Here is a 24,864-nt window from a genome sequence, read left to right as displayed (position 1 = left end):
AGACCGCCCATGATTGCCCCCGGACCGACGCTCGAGACCGCTCGCCTCATCCTGCGCCCCACGGCGCTGGAGGACCTGGACGGCTTCGCGGCACTCGCGGCGGACCCGGAGTCCGCGCGCTTCATCGGAGGCGTGGCGCACAGGGCCGCGGTCTGGCGGGGGATGTGCACCATGGCGGGCTCGTGGGCACTGCAGGGCTTCGGCATGTTCTCCGTGCTGGAGAAGTCCACGGGCCAGTGGGTGGGACGCATCGGTCCGTGGAAGCCGGAGGGCTGGCCGGGCACGGAGGTGGGCTGGGGCCTGCTTCGCAGCGCCTGGGGCAAGGGCTACGCCACCGAGGCGGCGACGGCGGCCATCGACTGGGCCTTCGACACGCTCGGCTGGACGGAGGTCATCCACTGCATCGCGGCGGAGAACACCCCGTCCGCGGCGGTGGCCCGCCGGCTGGGCTCGAAGAACCAGGGCCCGGTGACGCTGCCGCCGCCGCACGAAACCGTGGTCGTCGACGTGTGGGGGCAGAGCCGCGAGGAGTGGCGGGCCCGGCGGAAGTGAGCCCTCAGGGCGTGGGGCGGGCCGGCATCGGCAGGGGCCCCACCTCGGCGAACTGCTGCCGGGTGATGGCGGGCCCGAAGCTCGGGTAGCGGCACAGGCGGCCCACGTCGTCCTTCGTCTCGTGGAGCTCCACCTCCGGCACGTCCGGCAGGTAGCCGATGCGCAGCGTCACCGCGCGCAGCGTCGCCAGGTCCAGGGGGCGCGGGTCGCGGTACGGCAGGTCCTGCTTCGGCGGCAGGCGCACGCGAATCTCTCCCGTGAGCGACTCTCCCGGCGACAGCTTGCGTACGCAGGGCACCTCGGGCGCCTCCACCGCGATGTCGTCCGGCACGGGCAGCAGCGCCCGCGTCAGGAGGAGCACTCCGTCCCGGGCCTCCACGTACGCGCGCTCGGGCTCCAGGTGGTAGTAGCCGGCGGGGCTCGTGCTGAAGAGCTGATCCACCACCCACACGGGGGCCTCGCCGTGGAGCGAGTAGCGCACCACGAGCGCGTCCTCCGCGAAGCGCAGCTCGGTGACGCGCAGCATGCCGCTCGACTCCTGGACTGCCGCCATGGGCTTCTTCCCTTCCGGCTGCGCCGTGGCGGGCTGGCTCCGTGCGCAGCCCGCGAACATGACGAAGATGAAGGGGAGGATACACGTCGCGGCGCGTGCCGGATGTCTCAACTTGCCCTCCTTGATGGGATGCGCGGGGGACGGAGGGTGCCGGCGCCAGTCAGGCCCTTCCCGGGCTGGGCCCTGGTGGGGACAGGCAGGGGCCTCCGCCGTGCTCCGAGCGACGGGGACGCGGGGCACCTCCACGACGTGGGCGGCGCTCCGTCCCCTTCGGGCGGCGGGCTGGCGGAAGGAAGCTTCCTTCCGCTGCCGCCGGCCGCCGGGGACCGCGCCTTCACATCACCGCGTGCAGGCCCATCCGCTCCTGGACTCAGTACCGGGGCCGGGTGGGCAGGTTCAGCTCGTCGCGGTAGTCGTTCTCGTTGATGTGGCCGGGGTGCTGGTTCGCCGTGCTCGGGTCGGCGTCGTGGTCGTACGGCAGGCCCACCGCCGCCAGCTCGCGGTTGTTCACCCCGCCCGTCTGCCCCGGGGCCAGCGTGCCGGTGACGTAGTTGTAGGCATGCACCATCTCGTGGAAGAGGCCGACGACGGGCGGGCGGTTCTGCCACTCCTCACCGCCCAGCGAGATGCGCTCGGGGTAGTAGTTGATGACCGCGTCCGAGCCACTCCCCGGGGTGCCATCCGCGTTCGGCCACACATTGGTGCCGTCCGTGGCGCTCGCGGTGTTGCCACGGCTCGGCACCGTCTGGAGGCGGATGGTGGTGGTGTGGCCGCTGTTGTCGAGCGCCGTGAGCATCTCCCGGCCCTGCGGGGTGGAGCGCAGCGCGTCCAGGTCGGACTGCACGCGCGCCTGGAAGGCGGCATCGCCCTCGATGACGATGGAGCTGCCGGGGACGTTGCCGGCGTCGTTCTTCGTGTCCAGGTCCACCGTCGTCACGGTGTCGCCCGCCCGCTGCGCCTTCGTCCCGGTCCGGACGTCGTCCGTCTGGGTGAAGAGCGTGTCGCGGCCGGTGCCGCCGTTGACCCGGTCCGTGCCCTCGCCCGCGGCGACCACGTCGTCGCCGGCGCCGCCGTTCAGCGTGTCGTTGCCACGGCCGCCCATCACCTGGTCATTGCCGGTGCCGCCGTGGATGGTGTCATTGCCCTCACCACCGTCGACGTAGTCGCGGTCCGCCCCACTCGAAATCGTATCGTTGCCGCCCAGGCCGTACACGACGTCGCGGCCCGCGCCTCCCTGGATGCGGTCGTTGCCCGCGCCGCCCTGGAGGTAGTCATCCCCGGCCCCGCCCACGAGGGTGTTCTTGCCGGCGCCGCCGAAGAGCGTGTCGTTGCCGTCGCCGCCCTCGATGCGGAGGTCCGCCGTCACGTCGGCGTCCACCGCGATGCGGTCATTGCCGTTGCCGCCGCGGATGACGACGTTCTTCGCCTGCTCCGCGGTCAGGTTGACGCTGTTGCCGTCGGAGGTGACGGTCAGTCCGCCGTCACGACCGCGGGACACCGTGGCCTGGTTGTTGCCCTCACCCAGGTCCACCACCGTCTGCCCGGCGCGGTTCGTCGTCACCTGCGGCCCCACGGGCGTCGGAGTCGGCGTGGGCGGCGGCGGACGGGCGCCGGTCAGGTCCAGCCGGCCCGTGCGGCGCGTGCCTTCGAAGCCGTCGGTGGCGAGCCGGTTGCGAACCTGCTGGCCCACCGGGTCCTGCCTGGGAGCGACGGTCGCGGCCTTCGCGGTGTCGACACGCGGCTCGGCCCGGGGCTGGGTCCGCTGCGTCGAAGGAGCTCCACCACCACCGATGCGATTCGTGCTCATGGAAATCCTCTAGCGAAGGCCTGCTCCCGGATTATCGGTGGATGTGGGTAGGAGTTGCGTCCCCATGGAAATCCGCCAGCGGCGTTTCTTCCCGCGAGTGGCCTCCGAGCCCCTCCCCGGACAGCGCCGCCTGCCCGTCTCCTGGGGGTCCTGGCACCCAAATCGTCAGGAAAGTCGGGAAGTTGAGAGACCGGCCGAGCGCGTGTTACGACCGCAGCCGGCCAAGTCGCCCCTCCCCCGCATTGGCCATTCGGAGCCGGCTTCTCATGAGTGAGCGCAACGACGTCCCGCGGCCCGCTGTCCCCGTGGCCTCTCCGCCCCTGTCTGGAGCGTCCGCGAAGCCCGCGGCATCGGCCACCGAGACGCTTGCCCAGGCCGCCAGCCAGCTGCCCGCGCCGCCCAACACCAGCGCCGAGGACGAGGCCCGCGAGCGCATCGCCTCGCTGGAGCGCGAGGCGAAGGCCCTGAGCGCCACCGAGCCGCAGGCCGCCGCCCTCCTCTTCCACGAGGTGGGCCTGCTCTGGGAGGAGCCGCTGAAGAACCCGCGCAACGCCGCGGTGGCCTTCCAGAGCGCGTACAAGCTGGCGCCCCGCTACCTCGTCAACATCCGCGCCGCCCGCCGCCTCTTCGCGGACGTGGGCAACTGGCAGATGGTGCTGCAGTTGCTGGACGCCGAGCTGTCCGCCACCGAGGACGTGCGCCACCAGGCCGCGCTGCTCTTCGAGAAGGGCATCATCCTCCAGGAGCGCCTGTCCCGCGACGAGGAGTCCACCGCCTGCCTCAAGCTGTGCCTGGAGCGCCGGCCCACGGACGTCGTCGTCCTCACCCAGCTCGAGTCCGTCTACGCCGCGCGCAACGACTCGCACGCGCTGGTGGAGGTGTACCGGCTGCTGTCCGCCGCCGTGCAGCAGCCGTCGCTGCGCGCGCACTACCTCACCGCCGCGGGCCTGCTGATGGAGGAGCGGCTGAAGCAGCGGGACCCGGCCGCCGTCCTCTTCCGCCAGGCGTTCGCCCTGGACCGCACGGACTTGCAGTTGCTGGCGGCGATGAAGCGGCTGTCCGAGCGCGAGGGCAAGACGGACGAGCTGCTCGAGGTGCTCGCCGCCGAGGCCGCCGCGCTGGGCCCGCAGGCGGCGCCCGCGTACCTGCAGATTGCCAAGGTGTGTGAGCGCGCGGACCGCAAGGGCGAGGCGCTGGCCGCGCTGCTGGACGCGCGCAGCGTGGCGCCCAACGAGCCGCTGGTGCTGAGCGAGCTGGCCGGCATCTACGAGACGCAGGGCCGCTTCGAGGAGCTGGCGGACGTGCTGCTGGCCCGCGTGGGCTCGCTCAACGACGAGAGCGAGCTGGTGGCCACCAACCTCCGGCTGGCCGCGCTCTACGAGGAGACGCTCAAGCGCGAGGCGGACGCGGCCGCGCGCTACCAGGCGATTGTCGCGCGCATCCCCGGCCACGCGGCGGCGCTCGCGGGCCTGGGCAAGCTGTACTACCGCATGCAGAACTGGGAGGGGCTGGTCTCCGTGTTCGACGCGGAGGTGGCCGCCGCCGAGGACGCGAAGCAGAAGGCCGCCCGCATGTACAAGGCGGCGGAGATTCTCGAGGAGCGGCTGGGCCGTCAGGAAGACGCCATCACCCGCTACAACACCTGCCTCCAACTGCAGCCCGGCTACCTCCCCGCGCAGAAGGCCCTCACCCGCCTCTACGAGCGCCAGGGCCGCTTCGCGGAGCTGGTGGCCATGTACGAGCAGGACCTGCTCCAGACGTCGGACCGCGACCAGCTCATCACCACGCTGAACAAGATGGCGGTGGTGTACGAGGACCGGCTCGGCGACCTGGACCACGCCATCGAGTGCATGAAGCGCATCCTCGACCTGGCGTCGGACCACCTGCCCACCATCCGCAACCTGGCGCGGCTGTACGAGCGGGCCGCGCGCTTCCGCGAGCTGCTGGAGACCAATGACCTGGAGGCGTCGCTCGCCGGTGACACCAAGCAGGTGCTGTCGCTCCTGCACCGCAACGCGGAAATCCTCGACGAGCACCTGAAGGACCGCGCGGGCGCCATCTCCGCCTACGAGCGCGTGCTGGCGCTGTCCCCGTCCTACCTGCCCGCGCTCAAGGCGCTGGGCCGGCTGTACGCGCAGGACGGCCGCTGGACGAAGCTCATCGACATGTATCGGGCGGAGTCGGAGTCCTCGGCGGACACCGAGCAGGCCGCGGCGCTCATCTACAAGATTGGCGAGCTGTACGAGCAGAAGCTGCAGATGGAGAGCGAGGCCATCGCCTCGTTCAACGAAGCGCTGATGCTGGCGCCCAGCTACTTCCCCGCGCTGCGCGCGCTGGCCCGCATCTACCGCTCCGCCAGTGCGTGGGAGAGCCTGGTCGAGGTGCTGCGCGCCGAGGCCGCCAACCGCACGGACCCGCTGGAGCGCGCCAACGCGCTCTACCAGGCGGCGACCATCTGGGAGGACCAGCTCCAGCGGCCGCAGCTCGCCATCGACACCTACCAGGAGGTGCTGCGCCTGACGCCGGGCCACGCCGCCACGCTGCGCGCGCTGGAGCGGCTGTACCTGGCGCAGGACAACGTGAAGGAGCTGGTGTCCATCCTGGACCGCGAGACGCAGGTGGGCGGCACGCCCGCGGCCAAGGTGACGGCGTACCTGAAGCTGGCGCGGCTGTACCTGGACCGCTTCCAGGAGCCGTCGCGCGCGGCCCAGTGCAGCGAGGCCGTGCTGGGGCTGGACCCCGGCAACCTCACCGCCCTCACGCTGCTGGAGCGCATCCGCGCGTCCGACCGTCCCCGCCGCGCCGAGCTGCGCCAGCGCATCGCCGAGCGCGTGAATGACCCGCGCCTGGCCACCGCGCTGCGCCTGTCCGCCGCGCTGGATTTGGACAAGACGCCCGCGGAGGGGACGCTGGAGGCGTACAAGCGCGCCTTCGAGGCGGACCCGGGTGACGCGCGGCTCGCCTTCGTGCTGGAGCGCGGACTGCGCCAGGCGGGGGATGCCGCGGGCCTCGCGCGCCTCTACACCATGCGGCTGGCGGCGGCGCAGGACGCCGAAGAGGCGCTGGAGATGCTGCTGCGCACCGCCGAGCTGGCGGATGGCCGCTTCAACGACGTGGAGCGCGCGGCGGCCCTCTACCGTCAGGCGCTGGAGTTGCAGCCCACGTGCCTGCCCGCGCTGCAAGGGGCGCGGCGCGTGGCGCTCAAGCGCGGGGACTTCTCCGGGGCGCGGACCGCCCTGGAGGCCGAGGCGCGCGTCAGCAAGGACCCGCGCGGCGCCATCGACGCCCTCCTCGCGGCGGCGAGGCTGGCCGCGGGCAGGCTGGGGGACTCGGACGGGGCGACGGCGCTGTACCGGCAGGCGCTGGAGAAGGACCCGCTGCACCCGGCCGCGCAGGCGGGCCTGGAGGAGCTGCTCGCGCAGCGCGGCGGCTCGGCGGACCTGGCGGCGCTGCAGGAGCGGCGCGCCGAGGCGAAGCTGGCCCAGAAGGACGGCGCGGCGGCGGCCACGGCCTTCGTCGGCGCGGCGCGGCTGTACTACTCGGCGCTGAACGACAGGCCCCGCGCGCTGGCGCATCTGGAGAAGGCGCTGGCCGCGCAGCCGGGCTTCCCGGAGGCGCTGGAGCTGCGAGGTACGCTGCTGCTGGAGGCGCAGCAGTACCCCGAGGCGGCGGCCATGCTGAGCCAGCGCGTGCAGCAGGGCGGAGACCCGCGCGCCATGGCGCAGCTCCACCTGACGCTGGGCAACCTGTACGCGACGCACCTGAACGACGCGGGCCGCGCGGCGGCTCACCTCCAGACGGTGCTGGCCACCCTGCCCCGCAACCTGGAGGCGCTGGAGAGGCTGGCCGCGCTGCACGCGCAGGCCCGCAACTGGGCGGGCGCGGTGGACTGCCTGCACAAGCTGCTGCAGCAGGAGCTGTCCGCGGACGTGCGGGCGCGCTTCACGCTGGAGCTGGCGCGCACCTACGACGAGGGCCTGGGCGACGCGGCGGCGGCGACCCCGCTCTACCGCCGGGCGCTGGAGCTGACGCCGGGCAACCCGGCGCTGGTGGAGCGGCTGGTGGTGCTCTACGAGCGCGCGCGCAACCTGCCGGAGCTGGCGCAGATGCTGGAGGCGCAGGCCCAGGCGCAGATGGCGGTGGACCCGAAGCGCGCGGCGACGATGCGGATGCGGGTGGCGGACCTGTACTCGGGCCCGCTGTCCGAGCCCGCCCGCGCCACGGCGCTGTACCGCCAGGTGGTGGACTCGGACGGCGCCAACCTGACGGCGCGCGCGGCGCTCGCGGAGCTGTACGCGCGCGACACCACGTCCGTGCCCATGGCGATTGAGGAGCACCGGCAGATCCTCCGCCAGGACCCGACGCGCGTGGACAGCGTGCACGCGCTGTTCAAGCTGTGGGAGGGCATGAAGCAGCTCGACAAGGCGTTCTGCGCGGCGTCGGTGCTGCAGTTCATGCGCTCGGCGAACGAGGTGGAGATGGCCTTCTACACGGAGGCCCGCACCCGGCTGGCGCAGGAGGCGCGTGAGCCACTGGGCTCCACGGACGTGGACGCGGTGCTGATGCACCCGGCGGCGCGCGGGCCCATGCTGGAGGTGCTGCGCGCGGTGGGAGACCAGCTGGAGAAGGTCCACCCGCCGAGCTTCGACATCGTCGGCGTCAACCCCAAGGCGGACAAGCTGAAGCCGGACTCGGCCGTGTTCAAGGCCATGCGCACGGTGGCGCAGGTGTTCGGCGTGGACGAGTTCGAGGCCTACCAGGCGCGGCGCGGGCTGACGGTGCTGGAGACGACCGAGCCGCTGTCGGTGTGCATCGGCCAGGACGTGGTGCGGCGCTTCAACGCGCGCGAGCAGAAGTTCCTGCTGGGGCGCGCGGCGCTGGGCCTGCTGAACAAGGCGGCGGTGCTGCAGAAGCTGTCGCAGGGAGAGACGGCGGACCTCATCGGCAACTCCATCCGCATCCACGCGCCGCAGTTCACCTCGCTGGGCCGGCGCAACGACGAGTCGGTGAAGCAGCTGCGCAAGGCGTACTCGCGCAAGGCGCTCAAGGCGCTGGAGATTCCGGCGATGGCGGTGGGCGAGCTCCAGAAGGTGGACCTGCCGATGTGGCTGGACGCGCTGGACTACTCGGCGGACCGGGCAGGCCACCTCATCTGCGGCGACGTGTCCGTGGGCCTGAGCATGGTGCTGCGCGAGGACCCGAACTTCGCCGGCGCGCGCCTGGACAGCCCGGAGCCCGTGCTCCAGGCCATCCGCGAGGGCGAGCGGCTGCGCACCCTGCTCTCCTGGTCCTTCACCGATGACTTCTTCCGGCTGCGCCAGCGGCTGGGGCTGTCGCTGTAGCTACTCCCGCCGCAGCACCGCCCCCTCGGGCAGGCCCTTGACGATGCGCTCCAGCGCGTCGTCCACGGGGCCTCGCTCGAGGGACTCCACCGTCACCTTCACCCGGTAGTCCTTTCCCGGGTCGAACTCCGGATAGGAGCCGATGGCCACGTGGGGCATGTCCAGCGCCACGCGGTCCAGCACGGCGGCAATCTCGCTCTCCCCCAGGCGCAGGTAGAGGCTGTTCAGCACCACGGGCGTCCCACTCAGGCGCCCGAGCACCGTCTCCAGCTGCATCCGGAAGAGCTGCGGCACGCCGGGCAGCAGGTACACGTGCTCCACCGTCAGCACGGGGTACCAGGTGCCCGCCTGGGGCAGCAGCACGGCGCCCTCGGGGGCGTCCGCCAGCCGCATGCCCTCGGGCGTCACAAGGCCTCCGGGGGCCCGGGCGGTGATGAGCTCCACCATCTCCGGCAGCCGCACCACCGGCTTGCCCATGGCCAGCGCCACCGCGCGCACCGTGACGTCGTCGTGCGTGGGGCCGATGCCACCGCTGGTGAAGACGTAGCGCGCCTTCTGGCGGGCCCGCGCCACCGCGCTCACGATGGCGTCCACGTCGTCCAGGACGATTTCCACCGAGTGCAGCGGGATGCCCACCTCGCGCAGCCGCTTGATGAGGTGGGGCCCGTTCAGGTCCGTGACCTTCGCGGTCAGGACCTCATTTCCGATGATGACCGCCGCTGCGCCGGTGCGCTCCATGGGAGGGCGGACTCTAGCCCGACCCGCCGCCTGCCACAGCAGGAGACAGCGAGCCGGGTGCAACCGGTGGGTGCAGGAGCCGACACCGGACGCCGCGTCCGCCGCCAGCTCAGCGCTTCCGGCCGAGCAGCTTGCGAAGCTCCTTCAGCGAGGCCTCCGTCACCGCCTCGATGCCCTGCTCGCCGTCGATGTGGACGATGCGCTCGCGCTTCTCACGCAGCTTGATGGCCGCGACGTACTGCTTCGCAATCCGCCGCTGCGCCTCGTCCGCCTCGAACAGCTCCGGCGCCCCGCCCCGGGCCGCACGCCGGCGGGCGGCCACCTCGGGCTTCACGCCCACGAAGAGCGTCAGGTCCGGCGACACCGCGCACGCATTCACCGCGTCCACCCACTCCATGGGCAGCGTCGCCCCCTGGTATGCGAGCGACGACAGCACGTAGCGGTCACACAGGACGACCTTGCCCTCGGCCAGTGCCGGCAGCACCCGCGCCGTGAGGTGGTCCGTCCGGTCCGCCGCGAACAGCAGCGCCAGCGTCTCCGGCGCCAGCGGCCCCGCACCACCGGGCAGGCCCAGCCGACCCGTGAGGGCCTGGCGAATCAGCGTGCCCACGGGCCCGTCGGAGGGCTCGCGCGTGGTGAGCACCGCGTGCCCCTCCGCGCGCAGCACGGCCGCCAGCCGCTCCACCTGCGTGGTGGTGCCGGCGCCGTCGAGCCCTTCCAGGATGATGAACCGCCCCTTGCGGACGGCCTTGCGCGCGGCGCTCACCGGGGCAGCAGGGCCGCGGGGTCGTCCAGCCGCAGCTGGCGACGCAGCGCCATCATCGTCTCGTAGCCCTTCAGCTCCTCCACCAGCACCTTGCGGCCCAGGCGGTAGTGGCGGAAGGCGTACACCAGCAGAGCCAGCGCCAGCAGCGCCGCGCCCCACGCCAGCAGCGGCGTGCGGAGCGAGTCGTAGAAGAGCTTGCCCGCCGCGCCGCCAATCAGCAGGGCGGCGATGGTGGAGACGCCCGCATGGGCGAAGTGCGTCGTGCTCTGACGGACGGACAGGCTCTCCTGGAGCTGGTCGAGCTGCGTCCTCAAATCCTGGGTATCGGCGCTCATCACGGAACCGCGGACCCTACATCAGCTCGCCCCACCCGTCGAGTCGCCACCCCGGCCACCGGCCGACCGTAGGCCCTCCAACGGCCTCTCCACCGTCCAGGGAGAGAGCCCTTCCCGACTCATCCGCCCCATCACCTGAACGCACAGCGTCCAACAGGTTGCCTTGCGAGCCCGGAGCGTGCGCGCTACATGCGCCGAGGACATGCAGCCCCCCAGGCGGACCGACACCTCCATGAGTCACGACTCCCAGCTCTCCTCCATCGAGGACGCCATCCGCGACATCCGCGACGGCAAGTTCGTCATCGTCGCCGACGACGAGGACCGTGAGAACGAGGGGGACCTCATCATGGCGGCGGAGAAGGTGACGCCCGAGCACCTCGCCTTCATGGTCCGCCACACCAGCGGCATCGTCTGCCAGCCCATGCTGGCCGAGCGCCTGGACGCGCTCCGCCTGCCGCAGATGGTGGCAGACAACACCGAGTCCCACCGCACCGCCTTCACCGTCTCCGTGGACTTCCGGCACGGCACCACCACCGGCGTGTCCGCGTCGGACCGCGCGAAGACCATCCGCGCGCTGGTGGACCCGAACAGCAAGGCAGACGACTTCCTGCGCCCCGGCCACATCTTCCCGCTGCGCTACCGCGAGGGCGGAGTGCTGCGCCGCGCCGGCCACACCGAGGCCACGGTGGACCTGTCCCGCCTCGCCGGCCTGGAGTCCTCCGGCATCCTCTGCGAGCTGGTGAAGGACGACGGCACCATGATGCGGATGCCGGACCTGATGACCTTCTCCCGCGAGCACAAGCTGGCGGTCATCACCATCGCCGACCTCATCGAGTACCGCCGCCGCAAGGACCGGCTGGTGCGCCGCGAGCCCGGCCAGCACACCGTCAACACCCGCTACGGTGAGTTCACCGCGCTCACGTACACGTGGCTGCCGGACGGCGTGAAGTCGCTGGTGCTCGTGAAGGGCGACCCCGCGGCCCGGCCCAGCACCCTGGTGCGGCTGCATGCCGCGTGCGCCATGGGCGACGTGTTCGGCTCCCCGGCCTGCAACTGCAACGTGCTGCTGGACCAGGCGCTCGCGCGCATCTCCCGCGAGGGCAACGGCGTGCTCGTGTACCTGCCCGGCATGCACGGCGACGACTTCGGCATCCACCACAAGCGCAACACCGACGGCAGCAGCGGCCCGACGCGCGGCCCGCAGGACTCGCGCGACCTGGGCATGGGCTGCCAGATCCTCAACGACCTGGGCGTGCGCTCGCTCCAGGTGATGACCAACACGGACATCACCTACCGCGGACTGGCGGGCTTCGGTCTCACCATCGACAAGCGCGTGCCGCTGCTCGCGGACTGACGCGCACCGGGGCCGGCTTCCGCGGAAGGAACGCCCCTTCCGCGGCTCCCCCCCCCTGACTCAGCCCAGGTCGGCCAGCGCGCCGCGCACCGCGTCCAGGCTGGCGGGCAGCTCCACCGGAGGATTCGCGTAGCGGCTCGTCACGTCCGCGAGCGCGCCCCGGTGGTAGCCCACCTTGAAGTCCGCGAACTTCAGCCCGTGCGCGGTGGCAATCACCGCCACGCGCGAGTCCTTCGCGATGACGCCCTGGGCCACCAGCTTCTCCACCGCCGCCAGCGCCACGCCCGTCTGCGGGCAGGTGAAGGTGCCCTCGCGGTCCGCCCGCGCCGCGGCATTGGACAGCTCGGACTCGGTGGCTTCCTCCACCACGCCGTCGAAGGCCCTGAGGACGCGCACCGCGCGCTTGAAGGACACCGGGTTGCCAATCTGGATGGCGGACGCCAGCGTCTTCTCCGCCTGCATCGGCACCAGCTCGCGGAAGCCGCCCCGGAAGGAGCGCGCCAGCGGATTGGCGCGCTGCGCCTGCGCCACGGCGATGCGCGGCCGCTTCGTGATGAGCCCCAGCTCCAGCATCAGCTCGAAGCCCTTGCCCAGCGCGCTGGCGTTGCCCAGGTTGCCGCCGGGAATCACCACCCAGTCGGGCGGCTCCCAGCCCAGGTCCTGGCACAGCTCCACGGCGACCATCTTCTGGCCCTCGATGCGCAGCGAGTTCATCGAGTTGGCCAGGTACAGCCCCGTATCCGCCGTCACCGCCTGCACCAGCTTCATGCAGCCGTCGAAGTCCGTGTCCAGCGACAGCACCCGCGCCCCATTGGCAATCGGCTGCACGAGCTGCGCGAGCGACACCTTGTCGCGCGGCAGGAACACCACCGCGGGAATCCCGGCCGCCGCGCAGTAGGCGGACAGCGCCGCGGACGTGTCCCCCGTGGACGCGCACGCCACCGCGCGCAGCGGCACGCCCCGCGCGCGCATGTGCTTCACGGCGGAGACCAGGACGGTCATCCCCCAGTCCTTGAAGCTCCCCGTCGGGGAAACACCGCACTCCTTCAAGTCGAGCGCCGCCAGCCCCAGCTCCGAGGCCATGCGCGGCAGCGGCTTGAGAGGCACGCGCCCCTCGCCCAGGGACACGATGTCCTCGTCGAGAATCCCCGGGAACGCCCACTCACGCTTGCCCCACACCCCCGAGGCCTCCGGCAGCCGCGCGGAGCCGAAGCGGGACTCGAAGCGCCGCTTCCACATCACCCCGGGCACGGCGCGCAGGGCCGCCAGGTCGTGCGACACCTCCAGCAGGCCGCCGCAGCGCGGGCACCGGTACACCACGTCCAGCAGCGAGGCGCGGAAGTCACAGCCCTCGCTGCATGCGTACTCGGCCCGGAACTTCGGATCAGGGACGATCATGCTTCCACTCTAGATCGCGTCCCACACTCCGAGCAGATCTTCCCCGGACGCACCGGAGTGTGGCACGTCGAGCAGGGAGTCCAGCCGTCGCCATCCACGCCCGTCCCCTTCGCGCCCACCACGGCGGTCGCCGCCGGGCGCGCGCGGGGCAGCCGCATGCCGCAGTGGTCACAAAGCAGCCCCTGGGCCTGCACGTTGCGGCAGTACCGGCACACGACGGCGCCCGTGGGCGCGGCGGTGCGCACGCCGTCATCCTCGGCGCGGCCGGTGTCCAGGTCCTCGATGGGCAGCACCGGGATGGCGTCGGTGGGCCTGGCGCGCGTCAGCTCCAGGTCCTGCACCACCTGGGCCGGCAGGTCGGGGCCGGCCCGCAGGCGCGTCGCATCCAGCTCGGGCAGCACGGCGACCTCCACCGCGCCGCGGCCTCCCGCGTGCGGCGTCACCTCCAGCTCCGCCAGGGGGGCGATGGGCGTCGCCTCGACGACCTGCGCCGGGAAGACCCGGCCACAGATGTCACACTCGGTCCCCTCGGGTTGAACGTGGTCGCACACCGGACAGATGATCATGATGCGCGAACGTTAGCGGGCCGCCGCTCCCGGGAGCAACGCGACTTCCAGACGATGATGGAAGTGCAGGCAGGCAGGCGGAGGGTCCCCCCCACCCACGCCGCACGCTCACTCTCGCGGAAAGGCCTGGCCCGTCATGGGCACGAAGCGCACCGGGAGCAGCCGCTCGACGAGGGGAAGGTCGCCTTCGCGCCGGGCTCGCTGGATGCGCAGCAGCTCCTGCGCGCCTCCCAGCGGACCCACGGGGATGACCATCCGACCGCCTCGCTGGAGCTGGGATACCAGGGGCACGGGGACCTCGCTGGGCGCGGCGGCGGCAAGGATGGCGTCGAAGGGCTCCGCCCCGGGCCAGCCCAGCGAGCCGTCTCCCCGGCGGAAGTACACGTTCTCGAAGCCCAGGCGCCGCAGCAGCCGCCGCGACGAGCGCGCGAGCTCCGGGACGATTTCCACCGTGTACACCTCGCGGCACAGCAGGGCGAGCACCGCCGTCTGGTAGCCGGAGCCGGTGCCAATCTCCAGCACGCGCTCGTGCCCCTTGAGCTGGAGGGCCTCCGTCATCAGCGCCACCACGAAGGGCTGGCTGATGGTCTGCCCATGGCCGATGGGCAGCGGAGCGTCCGCGCCGGCCTCACCCCGCATCCGCTCCGGAACGAAGTCGGCGCGCTCCAGCCGGGCAATCGCCTCCAGCACGCGCCGGTCCTGGATGCCCTGGCCCTTCAGGTACTCGGCCCGTCCCCAGTCACCCATTCCATGACGATAGTCACCGGCAGGCAGGCTGGCATGCTCCCACGGCCCCCGAGCGGCCCGGCCCGCCTACCCCACCCGCGCCAGCGCGAGGCGGCCTTCCCACCGCTCCTCGAGCGCCTTCACGAGTCCCTGATTCTCACGGGCCTTCAGGTCCGGGTCCTTCTCCAGGATGAGCCGGGCCTCGGCCTGGGCCATGGACAGGAGATCTCCGTCCCTCGCCAGGTTGGCCACCGCCAGCTCGGGCAGGCCGCTCTGGCGCGTGCCCAGGAACTCGCCGGGCCCGCGAATCTCCAGGTCCTTCTCCGCGATGACGAAGCCGTCGCTGCTGCGCTCCATCACCCCGAGCCGCTCGGTGGACTCCCACGAGCGCGCGGCGCCGGCAATCAGGTAGCAGTAGCTCGCCGCCGCGCCACGGCCCACGCGCCCCCGGAGCTGGTGGAGCTGGGACAGGCCGAAGCGCTCGGCGTGCTCCACCACCATCACCGACGCGTTGGGCACGTCCACGCCCACCTCCACCACGGTGGTGCAAACGAGGAGGTCCAGCTCCTTGCCGCGGAACGCCTCCATGACGGCGTCCTTCTCCTCGCCCTTCATCCGCCCGTGCAGCAGGCCGACCCTGGCCTGGGGGAACACCTGCGCCAGCTTCTCCACGCCCTGCGTGGCGTCCTCCAGGTCGAGCTTCTCGGACTCCTCCACCAGCGGATAGACGACGTACGCCTGGTGGCCCTTCGCCAGCTCCGAGGCCACCGACTCGTACACGCGGGCGCGCTGCTTCTCGTTGAAGACGCGGGTGCTGATGGGCGTGCGCCCCGGCGGGAGCTGGTCGATGACGGACAGGTCCAGGTCCCCGTACAGCGTCATGGCCAGCGTGCGAGGAATGGGCGTGGCCGTCATCACCAGCACGTCCGGCTTCGGGCCCTTGCTCATCAGCGTGTGGCGCTGGAGCACGCCGAAGCGGTGCTGCTCGTCGATGACCGCGAGCCCCAGCCGCTGGAAGGTGACGTCCTGCTGGATGAGCGCGTGCGTGCCCACCGCGAGGTGGATGTCGCCGCGCGCCACGGCGTCGCGCCGCTCGCGCTTGGACTTCGCCGTGCCCGCCGCGCTCAGGAGCCCCACCTTGTAGCCCAGCGGCTCCAGCACCTTGCGGAAGGTGCGCTCGTGCTGCTCGGCCAGGATTTCCGTGGGCGCCATGACGGCCACCTGGTAGCCGTCCTGCAGGGCCACCATGGCGGCAATCATCGCCACCGCCGTCTTGCCGCTGCCCACGTCGCCCTGCACCAGCCGGTTCATCGGCTCCGAGCGCGCCATGTCCCGGGCAAGCTCCTGCACCACCTTCGCCTGGGCGCCGGTGAGCTGGAACGGGAGCGCGGCGCGGGCCGTGTCCAGCCGCGTCGGAGACACGTCGAAGGAGATGCCCTCCTCCGCCTTGATGCCCTGCCGCTTGAGCGCCATGCCGAGCTGGAGGAAGAACAATTCGTCGAACGCGAGGCGCCGGTGCGCGTCGCTCTGGTGCGTGTCCAGCGCCTCCAGGTCCGCGTCGCCGGGCGGGAAGTGGATGAAGCGCAGCGCGTCCGGCAGGCCCATCAGCTCCAGGCGGCGGCGCAGGTCCGCGGGCAGCGGGTCCTCCAGCGCCTGCGCGTACTTGTCCCCGACGCTGGCGGCCAGGTCCCGGAAGGAGCGCTGCTCGGCGCGCTCGAAGCCCGGGTAGATGGGGACGATGCGGTTGAAGTGGACGGAGGAGGACTCGAGGTCCTCGGCGGGCTCGATTTCCGGGTGGGCCATCTCCCGGCCGCTCATGGTGGCGCGCACCTCGCCGGAGAGGACGATGCGCTTGCCCACGGTGAAGCGGCTCTTCAGCCACGGCCCCGCGTTGAAGTACGTGGCGGCGATGCTGCCCGAGGAGTCGCCCACGACGGCGCGGAACATGCGCTTGCCGCCGCGGCCGGGCACGAAGTCCGCGAGCCTCACGACGCCCACGGTGACGCCGCGCTGGCCGGGCTCCAGCTCGGCGATGGTGCTCAGCTTCCTGCGGTCCTCGTAGCAGCGCGGCAGCAGGAAGAGGATGTCACCCAGCCGGCGCAGGCCCTTCTTGTTGAGCGTCGAAACGAGCCGCGGGCCCAGCCGCTTGTCCAGCGTCTTCAGCGGCATGGACAGCGGCCCCGTGCGAGGGGCGATGGACAGGAGCTTCGCCTCGGCGCGCGAGGCCTCGGCCGCCACCGCGCGCTTCTTCTTCCGCTCCGCCTTCTCCTTGCGCGTCTTCGCGCCGGGCACGGCTTCCGGCACCGTAGCGAGAGAGGCCTGCCGGGGGACCCTGGCGGTGGGGGTGGCGGTAGGGGCCGCGTTCCTGCCGGCGGGCATGGCACCGGGGCGTGCGGCCGGGGCCGCGGGCATGGCTCCGGCGCGCGAGCCCTGGGCGGCCGGCATGGTTCCGGGGCGTGCTCCCGGGACGGCCTGCGTGGCTCCGGGGCGCAGGCCCGAGGCTTCCGGTATGGCACTGGAGTGAGAGCCCGAAGTGGCCGGAATGGCACCAGCGCGAGGACCCGGCACGGCACCGGCGTGCGGGCCCGGTGTGGCCGGAATGGCACCAGCGCGAGGACCCTGTGTGGTCGGCGTGGCACCAGCGCGTGGGCCCGGAGCCGACGTGTCCTTCGCCCGGGGAGGCGGCGCCACGGGCTCGACGGACTTCCACGGGGGGACATAGCCCGGAGGCGTCGCTCCGGCGGCCGCGCCCTCCGCCACCGGCAGGTTGCGCGTGCGGGGCTTCTCCGCGGGCGCCAGCACACTCTCCCGCACGAGCGTCCGTGGGGCAGCCGCGGCGCCCTCCGGAGGCCGGGCCACCGCGCCCACGCCCTCCAGCTCCGCCGGAAGCTCCACGCCGCTGAGCTTCAGTCCGGCCACCACGCGGCGCAGCGCGGCCTTGCGTCGCTCGGGCGCGGGGTCGTCCACGTAGGGCAGCGCCGAGCGCAGGTGGTCCAGGGCCTGGGCGTCCACGCCATCGGCCCCCGCGAGCGCACGCTCCAGCACCGGGCGCAGCCCCTTCACGGTGGCGAGCATCGCGAAGTCGCGCTGACACGCATACCGGAGGGGACCGACGAGGCTGGCGAACGGATGGTTCACGCGCGGATTCCGTCGCTCATCCTAAGGAAGAGGACTGACGTCTCCCAGGAAACGAGACCGGGGGAGCGAGCCCATGCCCGCTCCCCCGGCAGCTCCCCGAAGGGAGACGAACTCAGCCCTCGCCGGACGTCACACCCTCGTCCGGGTCCTCGAAGCGGACCTTGGTGATCTCCAGCTCCTTCGTACCGCCGGGGCTCTGCACCGTGGCGATGTCGCCCACCTTCTTGCCAATGAGCGCACGCGCCACCGGCGAGGTGACGGCAATCCACCGCTTCTTCAGGTCGGCCTCCAGCTCTCCGACGAGCCGGTAGGTCACCGGCTTTTCGGTCTCCGTGTCCACGAGGTCCACCGTCGCACCGAAGACGACCTTGTCACCGCCCAGCTTGCTCGTGTCGATGACCTCCGCGCGGGCAATCCAGTCGTTGAGGTCCAGGATGCGGCCCTCGATGTGCGACTGCTTCTCCTTGGCCGCGTGGTACTCGGCGTTCTCGCGGAGGTCCCCGTGGGCGCGGGCGACCTCGATCTCGCGCGAGATCTTCCCCCGCTCGACGGACTGGAGGTGCTTGAGCTCCTCCTTCAGCTTGCGCAGTCCGGACGGGGTCATCGGGATGTTGTCGCTCCCGCTGCTCATCGAAACGGCTCCTTCCACCACTCCCTGGTTCAATACACAGAGGGCCGGTGCTCCTACCGGAGCCCGGCCCCCACGAAACGCCCAATGTAGGGAACCCCTCGCAGCCTGGTCAACGAAAGCCGTACATGGAATCGGGGTTGTGCTGTCCGTACGACGGGTGACCCGGTAGTCTGCCCGCGTGCTGTCCGTCCAGGAACTGCGCGCGCTCGCCGCCGCGCTGACCACCCCCGCCTTCCAGCGTCAGCTCGGCCCCTTCGCGCTCATCCAGCGCCCGCCCGCCGACGCGTCCGCCGCCGTCCTCGCCCCCACCCGCATGGCGGCGCCCGAGGACATCCAGCAGGGAATGCTCGCCCTCCTGTTCGAATTCGAACACCTGCGAGTGGCCACGCTGCCGCCGCTGCAGTCCACGGACCGGCTGCGCATCGGCCGCCGCATGGACTGCGACCTCGTCATCGACGACGCGTCCGTCTCCAAGATGCACGCGGAGCTGCGCTGGAACGAGGCCGAGCAGCGCTGCACAGTGCAGGACCTGGGCTCCACCAACGGCACCTTCCTCAACGCGCAGACGCTGGGCGCGCGCGAGGCGGTGCTGCGTGACGGCGACATCCTGAGCTTCGGCAACGTGCAGTTCTGGTACCTGCTGACGGGCACGCTGCACGAGCGGCTCCGCTCGGGCGACGCCACCGGGCTGGGCTCCCGCAGCGGGTGAGCCGCGAGGAGGGCGCGCGTATGGCGGGCGAGACGAACCTGGACGTGCTGCTCAGGTCCATGCGGCCGGTGCTCAAAGACGGGGAGTACGTCTTCTGCACCCTGCCCCACCCGGCCACCCCGGACCTGGGCGCGCTGGCGCCCGTGGGCCTCTTCCACGAGGACGAGGGCCTGACGCTCATCCTCCGCCGCGAGCGCGCCGACGCGGCGGGCCTCCCCTACGCGGGGACGTTCCGCCAGGTGACGCTGTCGGTGCACTCCAGCCTGGACGCGGTGGGCTTCATCGCCGCCGTCGCCACGCGCCTGGCCGCGCACGGCATCGGGGTGAACCCGGTGGCCGCGTACTTCCACGACCACCTGTTCATCCCTTCCGCGCGGGCCACGGACGCCATGGCCCTGCTGCAGTCCTTCGGGCGCTGAAGCGTCAGCGCTTGTGAAGAATCGCCGTGTCCCCCGTCAGCCACAATTCCGAGGCGGAGGACGCCCACAGCCCGGAGTAGTCATGGCGGGTGCCGGTGCGCTCGGGCACCCACTTCGTGCCCTTCAGGCGCAGCAGCGTGCCCCTGTCTCCCGCGGCCCACACCTCCGTCGCGGAGGTGCCCCACACCGCCTCCAGGTTGGCGGTGGTGCCGGTGCACGCCGCGCTCCAGGCGGTACCGTCGTAGTGCAGCAGCGTGCCTCCGTCTCCCGCCGCCCAGAGGTCCGCGGGCCCGGAGCCCCAGACACTCCGCAGGCTCTTGAGCGTGCCCGAGGGCATCGCACTCCACGCGCTGCCATTCCACTGGAGGATGGTGCCGTCGGCCCCCACCGCCACCGCAAACGACGCGCTGCCCGTCCAGACGTCATACAGCGCCTTCGTGTTGCCCGTGGGCACCAGCGTCCAGCCCGTGCCGTCGCGGTGCAGCGCCTCGCCATTCTCGGCCACCGCCCAGACGTCCGACGCGGAGGCGCCGTGAATCGCCGTCAGGGTCATGGCGCTCTGCTGGTGCTCCTGGCTCCACGTCGTCCCATTCCACCGGAGGACGTATCCGCTGGCGGTGACCACCCAGACGGCCGACGGCGACGCCGCATGGACACCCCGGTAGTCATGCGAAACACCCAGCCCGTCCTTGCTCGCGGGGGCCCAAGCACCGGCGCTCCACCGCAGCACCTGGCGCTCGCTGTCCACCGCCCACACGTCCTGGGGCCCGCTGCCATGCACGTCCACGACGCTGCCCAGGGTGATGGGGTTCTGCGCCGCCCAGGTGGTGCCCGTCCACCGCGCCATGCGATTGCCCGAGGCGAAGAGCCACACATCGTCCGCGCCGCTCCCGGCCATGAGGCCGCTGATGCCGTTGGTCAGCCGCTCCCACGTCGCCGAGTTCCACCGATAGCGCGTCTCCCCCGTGACGAGCACCGTCGACGGCGCCGCAGCGAACACGTGGAAGAACTGGTCCGAGGTGCGCAGGCGCTCCTCCAGCCCGGCCGAGGAGACGCGGTAGACGATGCCGTAGTCGTCGCAGAAGAGGCACGGGTCTTCGGACGTCACGGCCCAGACGTCGCTCGGGCCGGTGCCCGTCACCTCGTATAGCGGCAGGTCCGTGCCCGCGTCGACGGCGGAGAACGCGGCGCCGTCATGGTGGCGCAGCGTGCCCTTCTGCCCCACCACCCAGATGTCGTTCGCGCCGCTGCCCCAGATGCCATTGAGGTCCTGCGTGGTGCCCGCGCTCACGGTGTTGAAGCCGGAGCCCTCACTGCGCACCACGGTGCCGCCGGCGCCCACGGCCCAGACGTTGCCCGGTCCGGCGGCCCACACGGAGGACAGGCTCCGCGTCGTGCCCGCGTCCACCGCCGTGAAGGCGCCGCCCGACGAGCGCACCACGGTGCCCTTCTCACCCACGGCCCACACCTCCGTTGCGGACACCGCGTGGATGTCGTGCAGGTCCGTCACTGTTCCCGCCGGGACGCGCGTCCACCGCGTGCCGTCCCAGTGCTGGATGTAGCCCAGCTCGCCCACGGCCCAGCCGTCATCCGGAGCGCGGAAGTGCGCGCCCTTCAGCGTGTACCCGTGCGGCAGCGGGTACTCCCAGCACCAGCAGTCCGCGCTGCACACGCGCCCTCCATCCGCCAGCGCGCAGCTCCCGGTCGGAGCCGGGTCGCCACACACTTCCGGGTCCGTGCAGGTCGGACACGTGACGCCGCCGTCCGACGAAGTGCCACCATCGGAGCGGGTTCCCCCATCCACAGTGGTGCCCGCGTCGTCCGGAGCGGGCTCATCCTCGTCGTCGGAGTCACAGCCCGCGAAGCCGAGGGCCGCCGTGAGGAGGAGCACGAGCGGGAGTGCCCGCGCGCGGGAGGACGCCGGGCCACCGCGTGAAGCGGGGACCGCGGCGGCTGCGAAGTCGAGGTCTCGGAACATGGGGTCTCCTGAGTCCGTGCTCCGCCGCGTCGCGGGGGCCACACCTGCTGCGTCGAAGTTGTCGCGAGACATGGCGCTCCTGGGCGACTGCGAGGGCAGACCCGTGGCGCATGGCTTGCCCGGGCTCGGATTCAGGGATGTGTTGCATGCAATGGTTCCCGCTGGATCCCCGGACCCGCGATTCCCGGGCCTGGTCCCCGCGGACCGCGCTCCGCCAAGCCGTGTGCCGTGGTCAACACGTCGTCCCACGTCCAGCGTTGCGCTCGGAGCCGGCGGCACATATCCGCCATCCGGAGAGCTGCTGCGCCCCCATCCCACCGCGGCCGACGATGGTTTCCGCTTGACTGCATGTGTGGCCCCGGTCGACACCGGGCGCGGTGGTAGGGCCGGTGCCGCGTCTTGTACGAGGGGAACGAGGGAATGGCGGCCGAGGGTGAAGAGCAGGAGCTGCGCGAGGCCATCCGCAGGTTGGAGTCCACCGTCGCCTCGCTGGAGGCGCGCCTCACCCGCCTGGAGTCATCCGGTGCCCGTGCCGAGGCGCCGCCCACCGTCGCGGCGGAAGTGGCGGCCCCCCGCGCCGTCGCGCCCACGCCCGTGGCTCCGGCGCAGCGGGATTTGGAGGCGCACCTCGGCACCTACTGGCTGAGCCGGCTGGGCATCGTCGCGCTCATCATCGGAATCGCCTACCTCATCACCTACCGCTTCGGTGAATTGGGGATGCTGGCCCGCGTGGTGGCCGGGTACGTGCTGAGCGCGGGCCTGGGCGCGTTCGGCCTCTGGCTGGCGCGGCGGCATGAGCTGTTCGGCCGCATCGTCTTCGGCGGCGGCCTGGCGCTGGCCTACTTCGTCACGTACGCGCTGCACTTCCTGCCCTCGGTGCGCGTCATCGAGAGTCAGGCGCTCGCGCTGGTGCTGCTCGCGCTGCTGGTCGTGGCCATCGTGGTGATTGCCCACCGGATGCAGTCGGAGACGGTGGCCGGCATCGCCCTCTTCCTCGGGCTGCACACGGGGATGCTCAGCGAAATCACCACCTTCACGCTGCTGTCCACCACGCTGCTCGCCTCCGGCGCCCTCTTCTTCCTCGTGAGGAACCGGTGGGTCGTGGTGCCGCTGTCCAGCCTGGTGGCCGTGTACTCGACGCACGTCGTCTGGGCGCTGCGCGACGACAGCGTGGCCCCCGGGGCGCCGGAGCGGGAGCGGCTGCTCCTGAGCCTGGGCTTCCTCCTCCTCTACTTCGTGCTCTTCTCCGTGGCGCTGCTCGCCCGTCCGCGCGAGTTGTCCCGGCGCGCGTGCCTCGCCTTCGCGCTGCTCAACTGGGTGGGGCTGGCGCTGCTCGGCGGGTACGAGGTGGCGCGGTGGAGCGAGGACCACCTCTTCACCTTCTTCGTGGTGCTGGCGCTCGCCGAGGCCGGCAGCGCCGCGGTGGCCCGCGCGAGGCAGGCGCCCGGCACCCTCTTCCACGCGTACCTCGCCCTCACCGCCATCACCTTCGCCCTGGCCATGCCCACCGAGTACCAGGACTCCACCCTGGTGGCCGCGTGGGCGGTGACGGGCCTGGCCGCTGGGCTCACGGCACGCGGCACGGACTCGCCGGTGCTGCGGTGGGTGGGCGTGCTCATCCTCTTCACCGCGCTCGGCGCGTGCGAGGTGCTCACGCCCGGACGGACGCTGCTGCTCGCGGTCCTCTTCGGCGCCTTCGTCATCGTCGAGCGCGCCGGCTCCGCGCTCTGGCCGGGCCCTCCGCCCGCGGCGGCGCAGCGGGGGGACGTCCTCCTCCAGGCCGCCTGCGCGGCGGGCGCGGGGCTGTCCCTCCTCGGGCTCGTGGGCGGGCTGATGCCCCAGGGGCTCGTCACGCTGGGCTGGGTGGTGGCCGCCTTCGGCCTCTTCGCCCTGGGCTTCGCCGTGCGCGAGCGCTGGTACCGGTGGGCCGCGCTGGCCCTCCTCGGGCTCGCCCTCGTGCGGCTGCTGGTGGTGGACCTGGCCAACCTCCCCGCCGACCAGCGCGTGCTCACCTTCATCCTGCTGGGGGTGATGCTGCTGGTCATCTCGTACACGTACACGCGCCTGAGGGACCGCAAGGGCTGACGGCCGGGCGCTCGCCATTGGACGCACCGGGGACAGCGGACCCCACCCGCCCGGTTGGGCTCTTGACTCCCAACCCATGACACGGCATTTCGCCGGGGGAAACCTTCATGGGCCAGGAGGGCGCCATGTCCACGCCAGTGCGCGACGAGCGCGACTTCTACGAGCGCATCTACACCGCCTCCGAGCAGGTGCCGCGCGGCCAGGTGGCCACGTACGGCGACATCGCCACCATCGTGGGTAACGGCTGTGATGCCCGAATCGTGGGCCATGCTCTGGGCGCGCTCGGCGCCCGCGCGGCGACGGTGCCGTGGCAGCGCATCATCAACCGCACCGGCGGCATCAGCACGTCGGGCCATGGCCAGCGCGAGCTGCTGGAGGCGGAGGGCGTCGCCTTCGACGAGCGTGGCCACGTGCGCATGGACGCGCACCACTGGCCCGGCCCGAGCGAGGAGTGGGCCCGCGCCCACGGCTTCCAGACGCTCCCCAAGCGCCCCGGGAGCGCGCCGGACCCGCAGCTCCGGCTCTTCTGAAGAGCGGGCGCTCGCCTCCCCGCCTGCTTTGCACCGGGGAATAGAAGCGAGAGCATCAGCTTCCGGCCACCGGGCCGGAATCCAACATGCCGCTCGTGTTCCTCCGCTGGGCCGTTCTCATCCTCGCGTGCCTCGTCGCGTCCTCGTCGTACGCCGCCGGCTCCACCAAGAGCCGCAAGGCGAAGACGAAGGCGAAGGGCTCGAAGCTCGTCCGCATCAAGGGCGGCGAGCTGCTCCACCATGCCGCCGCCGCGGCGTTCCTCCGCATGAGCACGGAGGCGCGCGAGTCCGGCCTGTCGCTGCGGGTCACCAGCGGCTACCGCTCGCGGCGGGAGCAGCGCTGGCTGTACCAGCGCTACCGCAAGGGGCTGGGTCCGAAGGCCGCGCGGCCCGGGCGCTCCAACCACCAGCGCGGGCTCGCGGTGGACCTCGTCGTGGGGGACGTCACCTCGGCCACGTACGACTGGCTCGCATCCCATGCGTGCCGCTTCGGCTTCCGTCGCACGGTGCCGTCGGAGCCGTGGCACTGGGAGTACCGCCCACGCACCACCCTGGGCCCCGCCGAGGGACAGGACTGCCTGGGCCGCGACCTGGGGCCCGAGCCCGCCCCGGAGCCCGTCGCCAAGCAGGACGCGAGCTGAGCTACAGCCGCTCCAGCGCGACACTCACCACGCGCGCCTCGTAGCCGCAGTTGCAGCAGGCGCCCACCACCAGCACCTCCGGCACCGTCACCTCCACGGACGCGGGCTGGTAGCCGGGGGCGCGGACCTCGAAGGCGTAGTCGCCCGGCGCGTGGACGTTCGTCGAGCACACCGTCGTGGTGCCATCCGCGCCGCAGCTCCCTTCGATGCCGGACAGCTCCGCATCGGGGATGGCATTGCCGGGCCCGCCGCTGACGCGCACCGTGACCGCGGGCGCGCAGGGTCCACAGACGACGCCCTCGCAGGAGCGCGCCTCGGGAGGGCCGTCGTCACCGTCCCCGAGCGTGCGTTCGAGCGTGGATGGCAGGTCACACCCGCCCAGGGCGAGCGCGACGAGCAACGGAATGCCGAGGGTCCGGACCATACCCCGGGTTGGAAGCAACTCATATACCGAGCGTCCGGCGCGCTGAACCACGCGTAACTCCAGGCCCCGCCCTCCCCGGCCCCCTCGAAAAAACGAGGCGCCCATGGTTTTCCAGCAGTCCCCATGAGGGCTCCGGCCCCCGTGGCCCAGGTCCCCCATCGCCGAGGGAGGC

Annotated in this window: 20 protein-coding genes; 8 read left to right on the top strand and 12 right to left on the bottom strand. The window is 72.0% G+C overall.

From position 1 onward, the window contains the following. Positions 1 to 9 precede the first annotated feature (9 nt). Positions 10 to 552 (top strand): GNAT family N-acetyltransferase, encoded by a 543-nt coding sequence (locus ACX9TP_RS20440; protein WP_482981392.1) that lies wholly within the window; start codon positions 10 to 12, stop codon positions 550 to 552. A gap of 4 nt (positions 553 to 556) precedes the next feature. On the opposite strand, the gene ACX9TP_RS20435 is transcribed toward ACX9TP_RS20440, so the two are convergent. Together ACX9TP_RS20435 and ACX9TP_RS20430 are read right to left on the bottom strand one after the other, a co-directional pair. Next, on the bottom strand, positions 557 to 1,216 hold the full coding sequence (locus ACX9TP_RS20435) for a hypothetical protein (protein WP_482981391.1): 660 nt from the start codon (positions 1,214 to 1,216) through the stop codon (positions 557 to 559). Between the two features lie 259 nt (positions 1,217 to 1,475). Continuing rightward, positions 1,476 to 2,912, bottom strand: coding sequence for a M91 family zinc metallopeptidase (locus ACX9TP_RS20430; RefSeq protein WP_482981390.1), 1,437 nt, complete (start codon positions 2,910 to 2,912; stop codon positions 1,476 to 1,478). A 266-nt stretch (positions 2,913 to 3,178) separates the two neighbouring features. Here ACX9TP_RS20430 and ACX9TP_RS20425 point away from each other — a divergent pair, with 266 nt between their 5' ends. Then, the gene (locus ACX9TP_RS20425; RefSeq protein WP_482981389.1) at positions 3,179 to 8,254 is read left to right on the top strand and encodes a tetratricopeptide repeat protein; all 5,076 of its coding nucleotides are present in this window, start codon (positions 3,179 to 3,181) and stop codon (positions 8,252 to 8,254) included. On the opposite strand, the gene ACX9TP_RS20420 is transcribed toward ACX9TP_RS20425, so the two are convergent. The 3 genes from ACX9TP_RS20420 to ACX9TP_RS20410 form a co-directional block, all read right to left on the bottom strand. Next, positions 8,255 to 8,992 carry a competence/damage-inducible protein A gene (locus ACX9TP_RS20420; RefSeq protein WP_482981388.1) on the bottom strand — a complete coding sequence of 246 codons (738 nt, stop codon included), beginning with the start codon at positions 8,990 to 8,992 and terminating at the stop codon, positions 8,255 to 8,257. Between the two features lie 109 nt (positions 8,993 to 9,101). Then, positions 9,102 to 9,758, bottom strand: a complete 657-nt coding sequence (gene tmk, locus ACX9TP_RS20415) for a dTMP kinase (RefSeq protein WP_482981387.1) — start codon at positions 9,756 to 9,758, stop codon at positions 9,102 to 9,104. Next, positions 9,755 to 10,093, bottom strand: a complete 339-nt coding sequence (locus ACX9TP_RS20410) for a hypothetical protein (protein WP_482981386.1) — start codon at positions 10,091 to 10,093, stop codon at positions 9,755 to 9,757. The genes tmk and ACX9TP_RS20410 overlap by 4 nt, the downstream gene beginning before the upstream one ends. Before the next feature lie 202 nt (positions 10,094 to 10,295). Here ACX9TP_RS20410 and ribB point away from each other — a divergent pair, with 202 nt between their 5' ends. Continuing rightward, on the top strand, positions 10,296 to 11,447 hold the full coding sequence (gene ribB / locus ACX9TP_RS20405; protein WP_482981385.1) for a 3,4-dihydroxy-2-butanone-4-phosphate synthase: 1,152 nt from the start codon (positions 10,296 to 10,298) through the stop codon (positions 11,445 to 11,447). A gap of 60 nt (positions 11,448 to 11,507) precedes the next feature. On the opposite strand, the gene thrC is transcribed toward ribB, so the two are convergent. The 5 genes from thrC to greA form a co-directional block, all read right to left on the bottom strand. Beyond that, complete coding sequence (gene thrC, locus ACX9TP_RS20400) at positions 11,508 to 12,845, bottom strand: threonine synthase (protein WP_482981384.1); 1,338 nt, start codon at positions 12,843 to 12,845, stop codon at positions 11,508 to 11,510. Next, the gene (locus tag ACX9TP_RS20395; RefSeq protein ID WP_482981383.1) at positions 12,842 to 13,411 is read right to left on the bottom strand and encodes a hypothetical protein; all 570 of its coding nucleotides are present in this window, start codon (positions 13,409 to 13,411) and stop codon (positions 12,842 to 12,844) included. Before ACX9TP_RS20395 ends, thrC begins: the two co-directional genes overlap by 4 nt. A 108-nt stretch (positions 13,412 to 13,519) precedes the next feature. Beyond that, positions 13,520 to 14,158 (bottom strand): protein-L-isoaspartate(D-aspartate) O-methyltransferase, encoded by a 639-nt coding sequence (locus tag ACX9TP_RS20390; RefSeq protein WP_482981382.1) that lies wholly within the window; start codon positions 14,156 to 14,158, stop codon positions 13,520 to 13,522. A 66-nt stretch (positions 14,159 to 14,224) separates the two neighbouring features. Next, positions 14,225 to 17,275 carry an ATP-dependent DNA helicase RecG gene (gene recG, locus ACX9TP_RS20385; protein ID WP_482981381.1) on the bottom strand — a complete coding sequence of 1,017 codons (3,051 nt, stop codon included), beginning with the start codon at positions 17,273 to 17,275 and terminating at the stop codon, positions 14,225 to 14,227. Positions 17,276 to 17,387: 112 nt separating this feature from the next. Next, positions 17,388 to 17,906: a transcription elongation factor GreA gene (gene greA, locus ACX9TP_RS20380; protein ID WP_482981380.1), complete on the bottom strand. Its 519-nt coding sequence runs from the start codon at positions 17,904 to 17,906 to the stop codon at positions 17,388 to 17,390. Positions 17,907 to 18,084: 178 nt separating this feature from the next. On the opposite strand from greA, the gene ACX9TP_RS20375 reads away from it, so the two are divergent. Next, the gene (locus ACX9TP_RS20375) at positions 18,085 to 18,615 is read left to right on the top strand and encodes an FHA domain-containing protein (RefSeq protein WP_482981379.1); all 531 of its coding nucleotides are present in this window, start codon (positions 18,085 to 18,087) and stop codon (positions 18,613 to 18,615) included. 20 nt (positions 18,616 to 18,635) lie between these two features. Next, complete coding sequence (locus ACX9TP_RS20370) at positions 18,636 to 19,034, top strand: ACT domain-containing protein (RefSeq protein ID WP_482981378.1); 399 nt, start codon at positions 18,636 to 18,638, stop codon at positions 19,032 to 19,034. A 4-nt stretch (positions 19,035 to 19,038) separates the two neighbouring features. On the opposite strand, the gene ACX9TP_RS20365 is transcribed toward ACX9TP_RS20370, so the two are convergent. Further along, positions 19,039 to 21,012, bottom strand: a complete 1,974-nt coding sequence (locus ACX9TP_RS20365) for a hypothetical protein (protein WP_482981377.1) — start codon at positions 21,010 to 21,012, stop codon at positions 19,039 to 19,041. A gap of 420 nt (positions 21,013 to 21,432) precedes the next feature. Between ACX9TP_RS20365 and ACX9TP_RS20360 the strand changes: the two genes are divergently transcribed. The 3 genes from ACX9TP_RS20360 to ACX9TP_RS20350 all read left to right on the top strand — a co-directional run bounded on the left by ACX9TP_RS20360 (position 21,433) and on the right by ACX9TP_RS20350 (position 24,268). Then, entirely contained in the window at positions 21,433 to 23,097 is a 1,665-nt protein-coding gene (locus ACX9TP_RS20360; RefSeq protein WP_482981376.1) for a DUF2339 domain-containing protein, read from the top strand. A 125-nt stretch (positions 23,098 to 23,222) separates the two neighbouring features. After that, positions 23,223 to 23,627: an MGMT family protein gene (locus tag ACX9TP_RS20355; RefSeq protein ID WP_482981375.1), complete on the top strand. Its 405-nt coding sequence runs from the start codon at positions 23,223 to 23,225 to the stop codon at positions 23,625 to 23,627. An 86-nt stretch (positions 23,628 to 23,713) separates the two neighbouring features. Beyond that, a complete protein-coding gene (locus tag ACX9TP_RS20350) occupies positions 23,714 to 24,268 on the top strand; it encodes a M15 family metallopeptidase (protein ID WP_482981374.1) in 555 nt (184 codons plus the stop codon). Between the two features lies 1 nt (position 24,269). On the opposite strand, the gene ACX9TP_RS20345 is transcribed toward ACX9TP_RS20350, so the two are convergent. Continuing rightward, positions 24,270 to 24,692 carry a hypothetical protein gene (locus tag ACX9TP_RS20345; protein ID WP_482981373.1) on the bottom strand — a complete coding sequence of 141 codons (423 nt, stop codon included), beginning with the start codon at positions 24,690 to 24,692 and terminating at the stop codon, positions 24,270 to 24,272. Positions 24,693 to 24,864: the final 172 nt, after the last annotated feature.

Source organism: Pyxidicoccus sp. M15, from assembly GCF_056858435.1.
The sequence above is the reverse complement of the archived record's forward strand: the minus strand, read 5'-3'. Positions and strand labels throughout refer to the sequence as shown.